This is a genomic window from Corynebacterium sp. NPDC060344, from assembly GCF_042725215.1.
In the GTDB taxonomy this organism is placed as follows: domain Bacteria; phylum Actinomycetota; class Actinomycetes; order Mycobacteriales; family Mycobacteriaceae; genus Corynebacterium.
In genome coordinates this window covers 154,360-170,114 of the sequence record NZ_JBHXCS010000006.1, presented here as the reverse complement: position 1 = coordinate 170,114, position 15,755 = coordinate 154,360, and the positions used below count along the sequence as shown (strand labels likewise).

Genomic DNA, 15,755 nt, shown 5'->3' with positions numbered 1-15,755 from the left:
CCCCCGATCACCCCCGAAGCCTGACCCTTGACTTGAGTCGGAAAAGGCCAAGTCGAGGAGAGAAGCACTCCGCTGAACTGCAGTTTTGTAATTCCAAAACTCTGAACCTGAACTTTAGGTTTAGACATGCGGCGTGTCTGCCGAAATGCTGTTGACAGTGCCCTACCCTTGGCGAAAGATGAACGACAACAGTGGAACTACCAGGGGAGAACACGAACATGGTCGACGATCGCAGCGATGATCGCCAGGACTCCGAGCACGCCGCCACCGACGCGGGCGTGCAGGAGTCGCTGTTCGACATGGGCCCGGACGAGGAAGTGGGCTACCGCGTGCCCATCGCCTGCCAGGCCGCCGGCATCACCTACCGCCAGCTCGACTACTGGGCGCGCACCGGCCTGGTCGAGCCGACGATCCGCAACGCGCACGGCTCCGGCTCGCAGCGCCTGTACTCCTTCCGCGACATTCTCGTGCTGAAGATCGTGCGCGGCCTGCTCGACACCGGCATCTCGCTGCAGAACATCCGCCTGGCCGTGGACAAGCTCCGCGACCTCGGCGTCGATGACCTGGCGACGATCACGCTGGTGTCCGACGGCCGCACCGTGTACCAGTGCCGTTCGAATGAGGAGGTCATCGACCTGCTCAACGGTGGGCAGGGCGTGTTCGGCATTGCGGTGCCGGGCATCATGAAGGAGCTCGCCGGCTCCATTGCCAGCTTCCCCTCCGAGCGCGTCGACGGCACCCCGGTCGAAGCGCCCGTCGACGAGCTCGCCGCCCGCCGCCAGCGCCGCATCGGGTAACACCGCGGCCAGCGCCGGATCGGGTAACACCGCGGCCATCGCCGCATCGGGTGAAAGCCCGCCCACTTTTGCACAACGCCCCGCATCTCCCCGCGGGGCGTTGTCGCGTTTCCGCCCAAGGTCCGATGATGCCGGTGGCCTGGGGCCGTTGCGAGCGACGGTCCGGATTTCGATGAGAACCGTGGCCCGGGGGTCCGATGACGACTGTGGCCCGGTGCCGCAGTGCTCGGAGAGCCCGAGAATTCAATTTCATCCCGTGGGCGACGAAAAAGTTGGACACGCACGGGATGGGATTGAATTTTCCGGGGCCCGATTCTTCAACTTCATCCCGTGCGTGTGCCGATTCAGGGCGCCGTACGGGATGAAGTTGAATTCATGGGGCAGTCCCCATCATGTTGCCGAGATTGCGGCGCGCTGACCTGCGCCGATCGACGGATGCGCCACAGGGCCCTCAGACGGGTTGGGCGCGATGGCGAGGTACCTGGACTGGCCTCGAAGGCTCAGGGGGCTCAGAGGCTCGGAGGGTCAGAGGCCCATCGCGCGAACCAGGGCGGCGGACAGGTTGGCGCCGGCGGAACGGATCGAACCGCCCGTGGCCGTGGCCAACTTCTCCAGCTCGGCGTAGGTGGCGTCGTCGCGGTTGGCACCGTCGCTGTTGGCGGCGTCGCCGTTCGCGTTATCGCCGTTGCCATTGCCGGTGCCGACGACGACCACGTCGACCCGCACCGGCCGGTCCGTCGTGGCGGCGGCGGTGATGCGCTCGACGGCGGCGCGGGCGTCGTCGTTGGAGGCATCGGAACCCGACGTGACCAGCACGACCCGGTTCGGCACGCCCGGCGACCAGGCCTCGGCGGCGTAGTCGACGGCCGGTCCCACCGACCGCCACAGCCACGGCTCACCGCCCGTGCCCAACTGCCCGAGAATGGCGGCGGAACGATCCTTCGCACCCGCGCCGAATTGGACGTTCGGGCGAACGGGGCTGGTCACGCCCTCCGACATGGGGGAGGAATAGTTCCACAGCGCCACTCGTCGGCCCTCGCCGTCGATTGCGCGATCGAGCAGCGGGCCCAATGCCCCGCGGACGGCGCCGAGGTCCATGCCCTCGGACGTGTCGAGCAGCAGGAGAGTGGAGCCCGCTGGCTCGGTGGCCGCGGCGTCATCGCCGGCGCCTCCGCGATCGTCGGCACCATCGCCGCGCGCGTCGCCGGAGCCGTCGCCGTCTCCGCCACCATCAGGACCACCGGCCGCATCCTCGTCGGCACCACCGGGCAACCCCGCGCCGGCGGTCGGATCGGTATCGCGTGCGGCGATCTCGGGCAGGATCTCCCCGGCCAGTCCGTCGAGCGGGGATGCCGCGCCCTCGTCGGGAGCGTCGGCGTCGACTCCGCCGTCCTCGCGGGCGAACTCGACGAACTCGGCGGCGGCACGCGCGTAGTTCTCGTCGATCGGTCCGCCGGAGGTGAAGGCGATCATCGGCGCGGACAACGACGGCGAGCCATCGGGGGAGATGAAGCTCAGGCCCTCGGCCCCTGCGTTGGCGGCGTTGTCGACCATCGCCTGCGTGGCACCGACCGCTCCGTAGCCTTCGGCCGTTCCCTTCGCCAGCTGACCGAGCAGCGCCTCGGAGGCGAGGCGGCCACCGGCGGACAGGCGCCGCTCGGAGGCGTCGAGAAGCTCCGGCGCACCCGAGTTCGGCGCAAGCCGGGCGGTGACCACCGACGACACGACGGCGTCGGGGCCGCCCGGGGTGGCGACGACGAGGTCGGCATCGGCACCCGCGATGTCCTCCCAGATCTTGCCCTCGACATCGGCGGCACGGTCCGAGGCCACCGTCAGCCCGACGGGCTCGGGGGCGAACCGCGCGGACTCGCCATCGACGCCGACGACGCCGGCCTCGCGCGCGCGATCGACGAAGTAATCATCGGCGGGTACCCACACTGCGGGAAGGACCGGCTTCACGCCGCCGCCGGCCGCACCTTCCGCGCCAGCGCCATCCGCGCCAGCACCATCGCCGCCATGCACACGGATTTGGTCGAGGACCTGCTGCGATCCGGCGACGGTGACCTGCGGGCGGACGCAATAATCGCGGACGACGGGGTTGGTGTCGCCCCACTTCGCGGCCTGCTCGCGCACCGCGCCGGCGACGGCGGGATCGGCGCCGACCACGAGCGTCAGGTCGCCCTTGGTGCAGTTGCCGCCGGCCTCGGCCTCGCCGCGTTCGGTGGCCCGCAGTGCGAACCAGGCGATGATCATCGCGCCGACGAGAATCGCCACCAGCAGCAGGATCAGCGGCGCCTTGGCCACGCGGTAGTTCGGCTTGCCGTCGGAATGCCTGCCCACGGATGCTCAGCTCCTCATGGATGGGTGACTGCTGTCGAGCGTTCGCAGCCCACTTTAACCCTGAAAGGACCTCGCCAAACGGAGCAACTCCGCGCGAATCGGCGCGGCTTCGTCGGCCAGGGCCCGTTGCCTGGCGACGTACTCCGCCTTGCCCTCCGCCGTTTCTATGCGCACCGGCTCGAAACCATGGTCGGCGAGGTCGTACGGCGAGGCTTCCATGTCCAGCCGCCGCACGTCGCGGGCGAGTTCGAACGCGTCGAGCCACAGCTCACCGGGCACGAGCGGCCCGAGCTTGGTCGCCCATTTGTACAGGTCCATGTTCGCGTGGAGGCAGCCGGCCTGCTCGCAAGCGGGCTGCGTGGCGCGGGTCGGGCGGTTGTCGTTGAGCGGCACGGCGTCGGGCGTGAAGAACCGGTAGGCGTCGTAGTGCGTGCATCGGACGCGATGCGTGACGACGACCTCGTCCGTCCCCCTTTGCCCCAACCTCAGGGGCACGGCGTGTCGGGTCTCGTCGGCCCGGTAGACCATCGCCCATTCGTGGAGGCCGAAGCAGTCGAAGTGGGCGTCGTTGGCCAGCGTGCCGGCCAGCAGGTCGGCGATGTAGGAGATGGCCTCGCCGCGGCGGCCGGCGTGGGCGGCGCGGTCGAGGCGGGCGACGCCATCGGCTCCGACGAAGAAGTCGCGCAGGTGGGAGACGTGCTCGGCGGCGCGGGGATCATAGGCGCCGGCCAATGCCACGCCGAGGCCCGGCGACCACCGGCGCAGCGTGCCGGGGCGGACGGGGTAGTACTCGAAGAGGAAGTCCCACACCGGGTGCTTGAGGCCGCGCGAGCGGCGGTCGAGGTGATCGGCGCACAGCTCGTCGGCGCGGCGGGCGTGGTCCTCGGCGCGGGCCAGCCACTCGTCGAGGGGCAGGATCGTCTCGCCGGCGGACTTCTCCCGGTGGTCGCTGTCCGTCATGCGCCGTGGGCGCCGCCGGACTTCGGCGGGTTATTCGCGGGCACGGTCTTCATTGGCGCATTCTTCGGAGGCTGGGCCTTCGGCGGCTGGGTCTTGGTCGGCTGGGCCTTTGCGGGCGCCTTCGCCCCGGCCTTCGCCGCGGCGCGCACGGCGGCGGTCTTGACCTGCGCGGCCTTCGCCGCGGTGCCCTGCGCGGTGGACTTCGCCGGCCGGCCGGCGATGGCCTCGTTGGTCTCGTGCGTCCAGTCGCGGACGACGCCGATGTGCTCCTCGATGAGGTCCTCCAGCGCCACGATGCCCACGGCCACGCCATCGTCGACGGCCATGGCCATGTGCGCCGACCGGCGGCGCATCTCGCGCATGGTCCGGTCGAGCGCCCCGTCTGCGTCGACGGCGGCGAGCTCGCGGATCTCCTCGTCGGGGATGGGCGTCTCCGGGCCCGACGCCGCGTCCAGCATGCGGTCGAGGACGTCCTTGACGTGGACGTAGCCGCGGTAGCCGCCGTCGGCCGCGGCGACGGGGAAGCGGGAGAATCCCGTCTCCGTCACGGCCCGCTCCAGGTCACCGACCGTCGGCGACTCGGGCACCGTGCGGATCTTCGCCGGGATGATGAGCACCTCGCGGATCGACCGGTTCTCCGACGACAGGGCGCGGTTGAGGCGGGAGTGCTCTTCGTCGTCAAGCAAACCCTCTTGCCGCGACTCCGCGATCATCGTCGCCAGCTCGTCGGTGTTGACCGTCGAATCGAGCTCGTCCTTCTGCGTGATGCCGAACCACGCCAGCGTGTGGCGCGCGACCCAGTTGAAGAACAGCAGCAGCGGCTTGGTCAACCGGTAAAACGCCAGGTGCGCCGGGGTCAGCCACATGGCCATGGTCTCCGGGCCGGCCAGCGCGATGTTCTTGGGCACCATCTCGCCGAGCAGGATGTGCAGGATGGACACGAACAGCAGCGCGATGGCGAAACTGATCGGGTGCAGCAGCGACTCCGGCACGCCGACGGCGGCGAAGGGCTCCTCCAGGAGGTGCGCGATCGCCGGCTCGGACACCTTGCCCAGCAGCAGCGAGCAGATGGTGATGCCCAACTGCGCCGCGGCGAGCATCATGGACAGGTGCTCGGTGGCGCCCAGCACCGTCTTCGCCCGCTTCTTGCCCTGGGCGATCAACGCCTCCAGGCGATCGCGGCGCGCGGCGATGAGCGCGAACTCCGCCCCGACGAAAAAGGCGTTGAACGCCAGCAGCAGGACGGTGAGGGAAATGCCGAACCAGTCGCTCATCGGTCGAACATCTCCTTCGCGCGCTCATTGGTGATGGGGATCAGCAGGGCCCGGTCGACGCGGCGGCCGTCCATCGCGAGGATGCGGGCGTACCAGCGGCCGGGCAGGCCCGACTCGAACTCGTCCATGAGGTCGCGGTCGGTCTCCGGCAGCAGCACGACGTCGCCCTCGGCCGGGATGCGGCCGAGCGCCAGCATGATCACGCCGCCGAGCGTCTCGTGGTCGCCGTCGGGCGCGTAGTAGCCGACCTTGTGCGGCAGGTCGTCGACGCGCAGCAGGCCGGAGCAGTCCCAGCCCTCCGTGACGCGGCGGACCTCCTGCTCGGCCTCGGCGTCGTCGTATTCGTCGTAGACCTCGCCGAGGATCTCCTCGACGACGTCCTCGATGGTGACGATGCCCGCCGTCCCGCCGTATTCGTCGGCGACCAGCGCGATCTGCGAGCCGGCCGAGCGCACGGCCTCGAGCACCGCGTCGCCGTCGAGCGACTGCGGCAGCACCGGCACCTGCCGGGCCAGCGCGGACACCGGCGTGGTCGTGCGACGGGCGGCGGGCACGGTGAAGGCGTCCTTGACGTGGACGACGCCGATGGTCGCGTCGAGGTCGCCGTCGGTGACGGGGAAGCGCGAGCGCCCCGATTCCAGGGCGGTGGCCAGCAGATCCTGGACCGTATCGTCGGCGTCGAGGGACACGATGGTCGACCGGGGCGTCATCAGGTCCTCGGCGGTGGTCTCGCCGAACTTCAGCGAGCTCTGCAGCATCTGCGCCTTCGACTTGTCCAGGACGCCGTGCTGGGCGGAGTTCTTCACCAGCGCCCCCAGCTCCTGCGGGGAGCGGGCCGACGCCAGCTCGTCGGCGGGTTCGATGCCCAGTTTGCGCACCATCCAGTTGGCGGTGAGGTTCATGGACTGGATGAACAGGTAGAACACCCAGTTGAACCACATCACGGGCCGGGCGGTGACGCGCGCGACGCCGAGCGGCTCGGTGATGGCGACGTTCTTGGGCACCAGCTCGCCGTAGATCATCGACAGCCCGGTGGCCACGATCAGCGCCAGGACCAGCGCCGTCGGGCCGGTCGCCGACTCGGAAAGCCCGACCCATTTCAGCATCGGGGTGAAGTAGCGCGCCAGCACGGGCTCGGCCAGGAAGCCGGTGGCCAGCGTGGTCAGCGTGATGCCCAACTGCGCGCCGGACAGGTGGAAGGACAGGCGGTTGTGGGCCTTGCGCACCGATTGCGCGGGGCCGTCGCCGCGCTTGGCCACGTCATTGTCGATCGCGGAGCGCTCCAGCCCGGTCACCGCGAATTCGAAGGCGACGAACAGGCCGGTGCCCGCCGTCAGCGCGATGAAGCCGAGCACCGCGACGATGTTGAGGAATATGTCCATGATTAGGGACAGATCCTACTCCGCGGCGGGCCCGGCGGCCCGCTGGCCCGGCGCTACTTTTTGCCGCGCTTCTTCTTCGGCCGGTGCGGGCGCGACGCCGCGGGCTTTCCCCGCCGCGGCGCACCGCTTCCGCCTTTCGCTTGACGACGGCCCGCGCCCCGCCCCGAGCCGCGCGCACCACCGGAGCGGCGGGCGTCCCCGGAGGCGGCGTCGTCGCGCCCCGCACGTGCGGGGCCGGGGGGCTTGCGGGCGCCGGTCCACTTCTTCAGCGCCGCCGAACCGGGAGAGACGTCCATGACGTCGGGGTTGACGCCGGCGGCGCGCAGCATGTCGGCGACGGCGTCGGCCTGCCGGTCGCGGACGATGGTGACCACGGTGCCGGTGGCCCCGGCGCGCGCGGTGCGGCCCGAGCGGTGCACGTACGTCGCCGCCTCCGGGGGCGGGTCGACGTGGACGACCAGGTCGAGGGAGTCGACGTCGATGCCGCGGGCGGCGACGTCGGTGGCCACCAGCACGGGCACCTCGCCGGAGGCGAAGTCGGCCAGCGCCTTGCGGCGGGCGGTCTGCCCGCGGTCGCCGTGCAGCGCCTCGACGCGGATGCCCTGGCCGGCCAGATACCCGGCCATGCCGGTCACCCGGTGCTTGGTGTTGCCGAAGAGCACCACGCGGCCGTCGCGGGCGGCGATCCACGCGGTGACCGCATCGGCGGCGTCGTTGTCCGGCACCCGGAAGACCAGGTGCTTCATCGTGTCCACCGACACCACGGCCTCGGAGACCTCGTGGCGGGCGGGGGCCCGGCCGGCCATGAGATTCTCGGCGGTCTCGTCGAGCGTCGCCGAGAACAACATGCGGGTGGCCTGCGCCGGAGTGGCCCGGACCAGGCCGAGGACGTCGGGCAAAAAGCCCATCGCCGCGAGCTCGTCGGCCTCGTCGATGACGGCGGCCGAGACGTCGTCAAGCGACAGCAGTCCCTGGCGCCGCAGATCGTGCGCGCGGCCCGGGGTGACCACCGCGACGTCGACTGGCGCGACGAGCGTGAGCTTCTGGCGGTTGATGTTCTCGCCGCCGACGAAGGCCCGCACGCGCAGGCCCGCCGCGGCCCCGAGATCGGCGAGGACGTCGGCGATCTGGTCGGCCAGCTCGCGCGTCGGCGCGATGACCAGGCCACGCGGGCGGCCCGGCTTCGACGCCGAACCCGTCAGCGCCTGGACCAGGGGGATGCCGAAGGCCAGCGTCTTGCCGGAACCCGTCGGCGCGCGGCCCATGATGTCGCGGCCGGCCAGCGCATCGCGCAGGACGGCGGTCTGGATCGGCGTCGGCTCGGTGACGCGCATCGACCGCAGCGTGCGGACGATCGCGTCGGACACGCCGAGCGAGGCGAAATCGGGCGCCGCGGTATTGGTCGCCACGGGATTGGACGCCGCGGAGTCGGATGCCGCGGCGCCGGTGCCGGAGGGGGAGATTACGCCTCCACCTCGGAACGATCGCCGGACCACAGGGTGTGGAACGACCCGTCCTTGTCCGTGCGGCGGTAGGTGTGCGCGCCGAAGAAATCGCGCTGGCCCTGGATCAGGGCGGCCGGCAGGCGCTCGGCGCGCAGGGCGTCGTAGTACGCCAGCGACGACGAGAACACCGGGGCGGGCAGGCCCATGCGGGTGGCGGTGACCACCACGTCGCGCCACGCGTCGAGGCACTCGGAGACCTGATCGCGGAAGTACGGGTCGACCAGCAGCGCCGGCAGCTCCGGATCGCGGTCGTACGCCTCCTTGATGCGGTTGAGGAAGCGGGCGCGGATGATGCAGCCACCGCGCCAGATGGTGGCCAGCGCGCCGCGGTCGATGTCCCAGCCGTACTCGGCCGCGCCGGCGTTGATCTCGTCGAAGCCCTGCGAGTAGGCCACGATCTTCGAGGCGTAGAGGGCGCGGCGGACCTTCTCCACGAACTCGTCGCGGTCCTCGGGGCGGCCGGTGACCTCGCCGGAGGGCAGGTCGCGGGCGGCGGCGCGCTGGTCCAGCGACGACGACAGGGCGCGGGCGAAGACGGCCTCGCCGATGCCGGTGACCGGGATGCCCAGGTCGAGGGCGGCCTTGACGGTCCAGCGTCCGGTGCCCTTCTGGCCGGCGGCGTCGACGATGACGTCGACCAGCGGCTTGCCGGTCTCGGCGTCGACCTGCGAGAGCACCTCGGCGGTGATCTCGACCAGGTAGGAGTCCAGGTCGCCGGTGTTCCACTCGCGGAAGATCTCGGCGATTTCGGCCGGGGTCAGGCCCGCGGCGTCGCGCAGCAGCTGGTACGCCTCGCCGATGACCTGCATGTCGGCGTACTCGATGCCGTTGTGGACCATCTTGACGAAGTGCCCCGCGCCATCGGTGGAGATGTGGGTGCAGCACGGCACGCCGTCGACGTGCGCCGACACGGACTCGAGCAGCGGGCCAAGGGACTCGTAGGACTCGGCGGGGCCGCCCGGCATGATCGACGGGCCGTTGAGGGCGCCCTCCTCGCCGCCGGAGATGCCGGCGCCGACGTAGTGCAGGCCGCGGGCGCGGATGGCCTTCTCGCGGCGGATGGTGTCGGTGTACAGCGAGTTGCCGCCGTCGATGATGATGTCGCCTTCCTCCATCGCATCGGCGAGCTGGTCGATCACCGCGTCGGTGGCGGGGCCGGCCTGCACCATGATCAGGGCGCGGCGCGGGCGCTCCAGCGAGGCGACGAAATCCTTGATGGTCTCCGAGGGCACGAAGGCGCCTTCGTCGCCGTGGTCGGCGATCAGGGCGCGGGTCTTCTCGGGGCTTCGGTTGTAGACCGCGACGGTGTGGCCGTTGCGGGCGAAGTTGCGGGCGATGTTGGAGCCCATGACGGCCAGGCCGACGACGCCGATCTGTGCAAGCTGCTTCTCGTTGTCCATGCCCGACAGTTTAAGCGCAACGCCCCCGCGGCAAAGCGGTCCGGGCGGATGTTGCCGATAGTTGCACCGGATTGCGCTGGCCGCCGGTAGCCTCGGAGCAACATTCACGGCGCAGGAAAGAGGTACCGACCATGCCCATGTCCCCCGAGAAGTTCGGCGTGTACGGCAGGCTGCTCAAGGCCGCCGGCGAGCGGGTGCTCACCGACGACGAGATCGCGGAGCTGAACGAGCTGACCGACGGCGACATCGAGGCCGCCGGCCTCGACGCGTACCTGGGCACCAGCTACGTGGCCGTCGGCCCTCGGCTGATGAGCATGCGCCTTGAGATCGGCCCTCAGCACCTCCAGCCGTGGGGCGTGGCCAACGGTGGGGTCTACTCGACCGTCGGCGAGTCCTGCGGATCCATCGCGGGGTTCATCGCGGCGGGCGCCGACCGCCCCGTCGTGGGCGTGAACAACTCGACGGACTTCTACCGCTCCGCCGTCGCCGGCGATGTGCTCATCTCCACGGCGAGCCCGGTGCACCTCGGCCGGACCTCCCAGGTGTGGGAGATCCGGCACACCCGCGAGTCCGACGGCAAGCTGCTGTCGCGCACGAATCTGCGGTTGGCGGTGCTGCCCGGAGGACAGAATCCGGGGGAGTGACGGGCGACGCTAGAACGTCGTCAAGCCCCTGGACCTGAACACGTCCCGGACCTGCTCCAGTGACTCCGGCGTGGGCGGCCGGACGTCGGCGAGCTCGTAGGTCATGCCCAGATTCGCCCACTTGTCCGCGCCCATGTTGTGGAAGGGCAGGACCTCGACGCGCTCGACGCAATCCGCCCAGCGCGCGACGATGTCGGCCGTCGCCGCGACGTTGTCCGGATCGTCGGTGAGGCCGGGCACCAGCACGAAGCGGACCCACATCATCTTGCCGTGGGCGACCAGGCGCTCGCCGAACTCCAGCGTCGGCCGGAGCTTCTGGCTGGTGACCTTCTCGTAGGTGTCGGCCAGCCCCGACTTCACGTCGAGGAGGAACAGGTCGACGAGGTCGAGGTCGTCGTCGGACAGGCGATGGCCGAGGTTGCCCGACGTGTCGACGGCCGTGTGGATTCCCGCCTCCTTCGCCGCCGCCAGCACGCGCTTGGTGAACGCCAACTGGAACAGCGGCTCGCCGCCGGAGATGGTCAGGCCGCCACCGGAGGCTCGGAAGATCGTGCGGTAGCGCTTCACGCGCTTGATCACGTCCTCGACACGCTCCAGCGTGCCCTCCCGCAACTCCATCGTGTCCGGGTTGTGGCAGTACTTGCAGCGCAGGGGGCAGCCCGACATGAACAGCGTCATGCGGGTGCCGGGGCCGTCGACGGAGGTGACCAGCTCCCAGGAATGGACGAGGCCGATGTCACCGGTGCGGCGGGCGCTGAACAGGGCGCGGCGATTGTGCTCGGCGACGTCCGCGACGCCGAGGTCGCCGGCATGGTCTCCGGTGGGCACACCGGCAAGATCACCGGCCAGATCGCCGGTGCCGGGCACGCCGCCGAGGCCCCGGGCGGCGCCGCGCACGCGCGGTCCGTCGGAGCGGTCGACGGTGACTTCGCGGTTGAGTCCGTCCGCCACGTACGCCTACGCGCTTTCGTGGAAGGTGCGCTCCAGGACGTCGCGCTGCTGCTCGGAGGTGAGCTTGACGAAGTTCACCGCGTAGCCCGACACGCGCACCGTCAAGTTCGGGTACTTGTCCGGGTTGGCCATCGCGTCCTCGAGCGTGGACTTGTCCAGCACGTTGATGTTGGCGTGGTACAGCCCGGAGCCGGCGTTGTTGGCGGTGCGCTGCGACTTCATGTCGGCGAGGCGCTCGTCGAAGGTCTTGGAGGACATGGGGTGGGTCTCCTTCTGGTTGGTTCTGCTACTGCTCGTCGATGATGAAGCCGGCGTCGAGGATGCCGACCAGGTTGCCGACCTGCTCGTCCTTCGTGCGGCCCAGGCCCGACGGGGTGATGGTGTTGGTCAGCGAAATGCCGTCGAGCGCGTCCTCGTAGTCGAGCTTGCCCACCGACAGCATGGAGGCGACCATGCCGTGGGTGTCCATGCCGTTTTCGGGGTTGGCGCCCGGGGCGAAGGGGGTGCCGGCGCGGTGGCCGGACGGGAAATTGCCGGTCGCGCGGCCGTAGACCACGTTGGACGTGATGGTCAGCACCGACTGGGTCGGGATCGCGTCGCGGTAGAGCGGGATCTCCTTGATCTTCGCCATGACGGTGTGCACGATCGTCGCGGCGATGTCGTCGGCGGCATCGTCGTCGTTGCCGTAGACGGGGAAGTCGCCTTCGGTGACGTAGTCGACGATCAGCCCGGTGTCATCCCGCACGGGCGTGACCTTCGCGTACTTGATGGCCGCCAGCGAGTCCGCCACGATCGACAGGCCCGCGATGCCGCAGCCCATGGAGCGGATGATGTCGGAGTCGTGCAGCGCCATCTCGATGGACTCGTAGGCGTACTTGTCGTGGCACCAGTGGATGATGTTGAGCGCCTCGACGTAGGTGCCGATCACCCAGTCCAGCATGCCCTCGTACTTCTCCCAGACCTCGTCGAAGTCCAGCGGCCCGTCGCCGGTGATCGGCTCGTAGCCGTCGACCACCTGAGTGCCGGTGACTTCGTCGCGTCCGCCGTTGAGCGCGTAGAGCAGGGCCTTCGCGGCATTGACGCGCGCGCCGAAGAACTGCATCTGCTTGCCGACGGTCATGGGGGAAACACAGCAGGCGATCGCCGCGTCATCGCCCCAACGATCGCGGATCTGCGCGTCGGACTCGTATTGGATGGACGAGGTTTCGATGGAGATGGCCGAGCAGAATTCCTTGTACCCGGCGGGCAGCGCGGGATCCCAGAACACGGTGATGTTCGGCTCCGGCGCCGGGCCGAGGTTGCGCAGGGTCTGGAGCAGGCGGAACGCCGTCTTGGTCACCATGTGGCGGCCATCGTCGGAGAACCCGGCGTCGGACCAGGTGGCCCAGTAGGGATCGCCCGAGAAGATCTGGTCGTAGTCGATGGTGCGCAGGAAGCGGACGATGCGCAGCTTGATCACCAGCGCGTCCATGATCTCCTGCGCATCGGTCTCGTCGATGCGGCCGGCGGCCAGGTCGCGCTCGAAGTAGGGGTCGAAGAACGCGGACAGGCGGCCGATGGACATCGCGGCGCCGTCCTGCGACTTCACCGACGCCAGGTAGCCGAAGTACGTCCACTGCACGGCTTCCTTGGCCGTGGCGGCGGGCCCGGAGATGTCGAAGCCGTAGGACTGCGCCATCGCCTTGAGCTTCTTCAGCGCCTTGATCTGCTCGGCGTGCTCCTCGCGGTAGCGCGCCCAGTGCTCGGAGAACCCCTGGGCGGCGACGGAGGTCTTCGCCGCCTCCTTCTCCGCGATGAGGTGGTCGACGCCGTAGAGCGCGACGCGGCGGTAGTCGCCGATGATGCGGCCGCGGCCGTAGGCGTCGGGCAGGCCGGTGATGATGTGCGACTTGCGCGCCGCGCGGATGCGCGAGGTGTAGATGTCGAAGACGGCCTCGTTGTGCGTCTTGCGGTACTTCGTGAAGATCTCCTTGACCGAGGGGTCGACCTCCTTGCCGGCCTCCTTGATCGCGGTCTCCACCATGCGCCAGCCGCCGTTGGGCATCATCGCGCGCTTGAGCGGAACGTCGGTCTGCAGGCCGACGATGACGTCGTCATCGTCCGAAATGTGGCCCGGCGCGAACGCGTCGACGTCGGCGGGCGTGGTCACGTCGACGTCGAAGACGCGCTTCTCGCGCTCCACGGACAGGTAGTTCTTCTCCAGGTGATCCCACACCCGCAGCGTCTTGTCGGTGGGGCCGGACAGGAACGACGCGTCACCGTCGTAAGGCGCGTAGTTGTTCTGGATGAAGTCGCGGACGTCGATGGCCTCCCGCCACCGGTCGCCGGTGAAACCCTCCCACGGATCGATCGCCGATCCATCGTCCTGCGTGCGTGCGTTGGGCGCGGCAATGGTCACCCGTGCCACCTTTCCGGGCCCCGGTCCGGGGCCGCCTCTCGTCGGATGTCTTCTGACGGGCAGATCGCCCCGCTCAACATCCGCCCCAGGTGAGAGGCGATCGGCCGGATCGAACCGGCCCGCGTGGTGGGCGGGACCGGGGCGACTGGCCTTCGAGGCGTTGATCCGCACTACGTCACTCACCATACGCCCGTCCATGCCCGAACGCAGGTTGCGGGGATGCCTGATCGGTCACGTTCGGGGAAAACGGGCATGTGGGTTCCGGAGGCCGCCGCGGCGATTTCCTTCAGCTGGCCCGACGGCGCCCACGATCCGCCCCGATCGCTCACGCCAGCAGCTGGTCCCGCGCCAAATCCCGGTACAGGGCGGAGGCTTCCATCAGCTCCGCGTGGGTGCCGGTGGCGCGTACCCGGCCGTCGTCGAGGACGACGATGCGGTCCGCGCCGGCGACGGTGGCCAGACGATGGGCCACGATGATCACGGAACGCCGGCGCGACGCCGTGTCGATCGCCGCCTGCAGCGCCCGCTCGTTGCGGGAATCGAGGGAGGCCGTCGGCTCGTCGAGAAGCAGGATCGGCCGATCCGCCAGCAGCGCCCGGGCGATGGCCAGGCGCTGGCGCTCGCCGCCGGACAGGCCGATGCCGCGATCGCCGACCGTCGCGTCGAGGCCGTCGGCGTGGGAGCCGATGCGCTCGAGGAGATTGACCGAGGCCAGCGCGTCGCGGCAGGCATCATCGGAAACGTCGGCGAGGCCCAGCGTCAGATTCGAGCGGATGGTGCCGGCGAGGGCGGGCACCGACTGCTCGACGTAGGCGATGTGGCGGCGCAGCTCGGTGCGATCGAGGTCGCGGACATCGGCGCCGCCGACGCGGACGACGCCGCGGTCGGGATCGTGGAGGCGCTCGATGAGCGCGAGGACCGTCGACTTGCCGGCTCCCGACGGGCCCACCAGCGCGGTGGTGCGGCCTGCGTCGGCGGCGAAGGTCACGCCATCGAGCACTGGCCCGGCTGAGGCGGAGTCGTCGTCATGGGCGAACTCGACGCCGTCGAACTCGACGGCGGGCGCGGACCCGGACAGGTCGGGGCGGGCGCCGGCGGCGGGGGAGTCGGCCGCGTCCTCGGTGGCTTCGCCCATGACCTCCTCGATGCGGGCCAGGGCACCGAGGGCCTCGGCCACGGACGTGATGGCGCCGAAGAGCTGGCCGATGGGCATCATCAGCATGAACAGGAACATGAGGAAGGCCACGAGGTTAGCCACCGACAGTTCGCCGGCCGCGACGCGCGCGCCGCCGAGGCCGAGCACGACCAGGAAGGCGACCTGGACGGCCAGGCCGCTCATCGGCCACAGGATCGCCTCCAGCCGCACCGAGCGCAGCGAGGCCCGCCACGCGCGGTCGGCATCGGCCTTCAACGCCGTGGCCTCCGCGTCCGTCGCCCCGGCCGCGCGAACCGTGACGATGGCCGACAGCGCGCGCTCCACTCCGGAGGACATGGCGCCGGTCGACTCGCGCACGCGGCGCGACAGCTCCTGGATCTTCCCCGACGCCCCGACGACGGTGACCACCGCCGCGGCCAGCACGCCCAGGGCGACGGCGAAGAGCAGCGGATCCAGCCAGATCATGGCCGCCGCCGAACCGACGATGACCAGCACCCCGCCGAGGGCGTCGATGATCCCGCCGGTCAGCGCCGAGCGCACCGAGTCGGTGTCCGCGCCGACGCGCGAGACCAGGTCGCCGGTGCGGTGGCGGCCGTAGGCGGCGACCGGCAGACGCAGCAGGCGGTCGAGCAGGGCGTGGCGCAGCGATCGCACCATCGTCTCCGCCGTGCGGCCGAGCAGGTACTGCTGCACCGCCCCGACCACCGAGGACAGCAGCACCACGCCGATGAGCCCGGCGATGAACGGACCCAGGGCGGAGCCGGCGCCGACGGCCTCGATGACGCCATTGACCAGCAGCGGCTGGACCAGCGATGCCACGGCGCCGACAATCGACAGCACGACCACCGCGACGAGCGCGGCGCGGGACTCGCGCACATGGTCACGGAGAATGGCGAAACCCCGCCTCAACGTGAGGCGGGGAGTGCCAATGGAGTCGCTCATGGACGC

At 70.1% G+C, this 15,755-nt stretch carries 10 protein-coding genes and 2 pseudogenes; 2 read left to right on the top strand and 10 right to left on the bottom strand.

Features of this window, described 5'->3' with window-relative positions; translation table 11 throughout:
* Positions 1-218 precede the first annotated feature (218 nt).
* Positions 219-797, top strand: a complete 579-nt coding sequence (locus ACFWGD_RS09045) for a MerR family transcriptional regulator (RefSeq protein WP_377778326.1) — start codon at positions 219-221, stop codon at positions 795-797.
* Positions 798-1,322: 525 nt separating this feature from the next.
* Here ACFWGD_RS09045 and ACFWGD_RS09040 read toward each other — a convergent pair.
* The 6 genes and pseudogenes from ACFWGD_RS09040 to gndA all read right to left on the bottom strand — a co-directional run bounded on the left by ACFWGD_RS09040 (position 1,323) and on the right by gndA (position 9,658).
* Positions 1,323-3,137: a vWA domain-containing protein gene (locus ACFWGD_RS09040; RefSeq protein ID WP_377778325.1), complete on the bottom strand. Its 1,815-nt coding sequence runs from the start codon at positions 3,135-3,137 to the stop codon at positions 1,323-1,325.
* Positions 3,138-3,191: 54 nt separating this feature from the next.
* Complete coding sequence (locus ACFWGD_RS09035) at positions 3,192-4,097, bottom strand: 3-methyladenine DNA glycosylase (protein WP_377778324.1); 906 nt, start codon at positions 4,095-4,097, stop codon at positions 3,192-3,194.
* Between the two features lie 224 nt (positions 4,098-4,321).
* A pseudogene (locus ACFWGD_RS09030) lies at positions 4,322-5,371 on the bottom strand (hemolysin family protein); the annotation flags it as partial.
* Positions 5,368-6,753: a hemolysin family protein gene (locus ACFWGD_RS09025; RefSeq protein ID WP_377778323.1), complete on the bottom strand. Its 1,386-nt coding sequence runs from the start codon at positions 6,751-6,753 to the stop codon at positions 5,368-5,370. The gene ACFWGD_RS09025 and the pseudogene ACFWGD_RS09030, both read right to left, overlap by 4 nt.
* Positions 6,754-6,806: 53 nt before the next feature.
* On the bottom strand, positions 6,807-8,162 hold the full coding sequence (locus tag ACFWGD_RS09020; protein WP_377778322.1) for a DEAD/DEAH box helicase: 1,356 nt from the start codon (positions 8,160-8,162) through the stop codon (positions 6,807-6,809).
* Positions 8,163-8,215: 53 nt separating this feature from the next.
* The gene (gene gndA, locus ACFWGD_RS09015; RefSeq protein WP_377778321.1) at positions 8,216-9,658 is read right to left on the bottom strand and encodes an NADP-dependent phosphogluconate dehydrogenase; all 1,443 of its coding nucleotides are present in this window, start codon (positions 9,656-9,658) and stop codon (positions 8,216-8,218) included.
* A 131-nt stretch (positions 9,659-9,789) separates the two neighbouring features.
* Between gndA and ACFWGD_RS09010 the strand changes: the two genes are divergently transcribed.
* A complete protein-coding gene (locus tag ACFWGD_RS09010; protein ID WP_377778320.1) occupies positions 9,790-10,302 on the top strand; it encodes a PaaI family thioesterase in 513 nt (170 codons plus the stop codon).
* A 9-nt stretch (positions 10,303-10,311) separates the two neighbouring features.
* Here the strand turns inward: ACFWGD_RS09010 and pflA are convergent, their stop codons facing one another.
* From pflA to ACFWGD_RS08990, 4 genes and pseudogenes are all read right to left on the bottom strand, one after another.
* Positions 10,312-11,253 carry a pyruvate formate-lyase-activating protein gene (gene pflA / locus ACFWGD_RS09005; protein ID WP_377778319.1) on the bottom strand — a complete coding sequence of 314 codons (942 nt, stop codon included), beginning with the start codon at positions 11,251-11,253 and terminating at the stop codon, positions 10,312-10,314.
* Positions 11,254-11,259: 6 nt separating this feature from the next.
* Positions 11,260-11,520 (bottom strand): annotated as a pseudogene (gene grcA2, locus ACFWGD_RS09000) (autonomous glycyl radical cofactor GrcA2); the annotation flags it as partial.
* Between the two features lie 19 nt (positions 11,521-11,539).
* Entirely contained in the window at positions 11,540-13,603 is a 2,064-nt protein-coding gene (locus tag ACFWGD_RS08995; RefSeq protein ID WP_377778365.1) for a pyruvate formate lyase family protein, read from the bottom strand.
* 373 nt (positions 13,604-13,976) lie between these two features.
* Positions 13,977-15,749 (bottom strand): ABC transporter ATP-binding protein, encoded by a 1,773-nt coding sequence (locus ACFWGD_RS08990; RefSeq protein WP_377778318.1) that lies wholly within the window; start codon positions 15,747-15,749, stop codon positions 13,977-13,979.
* Positions 15,750-15,755: the final 6 nt, after the last annotated feature.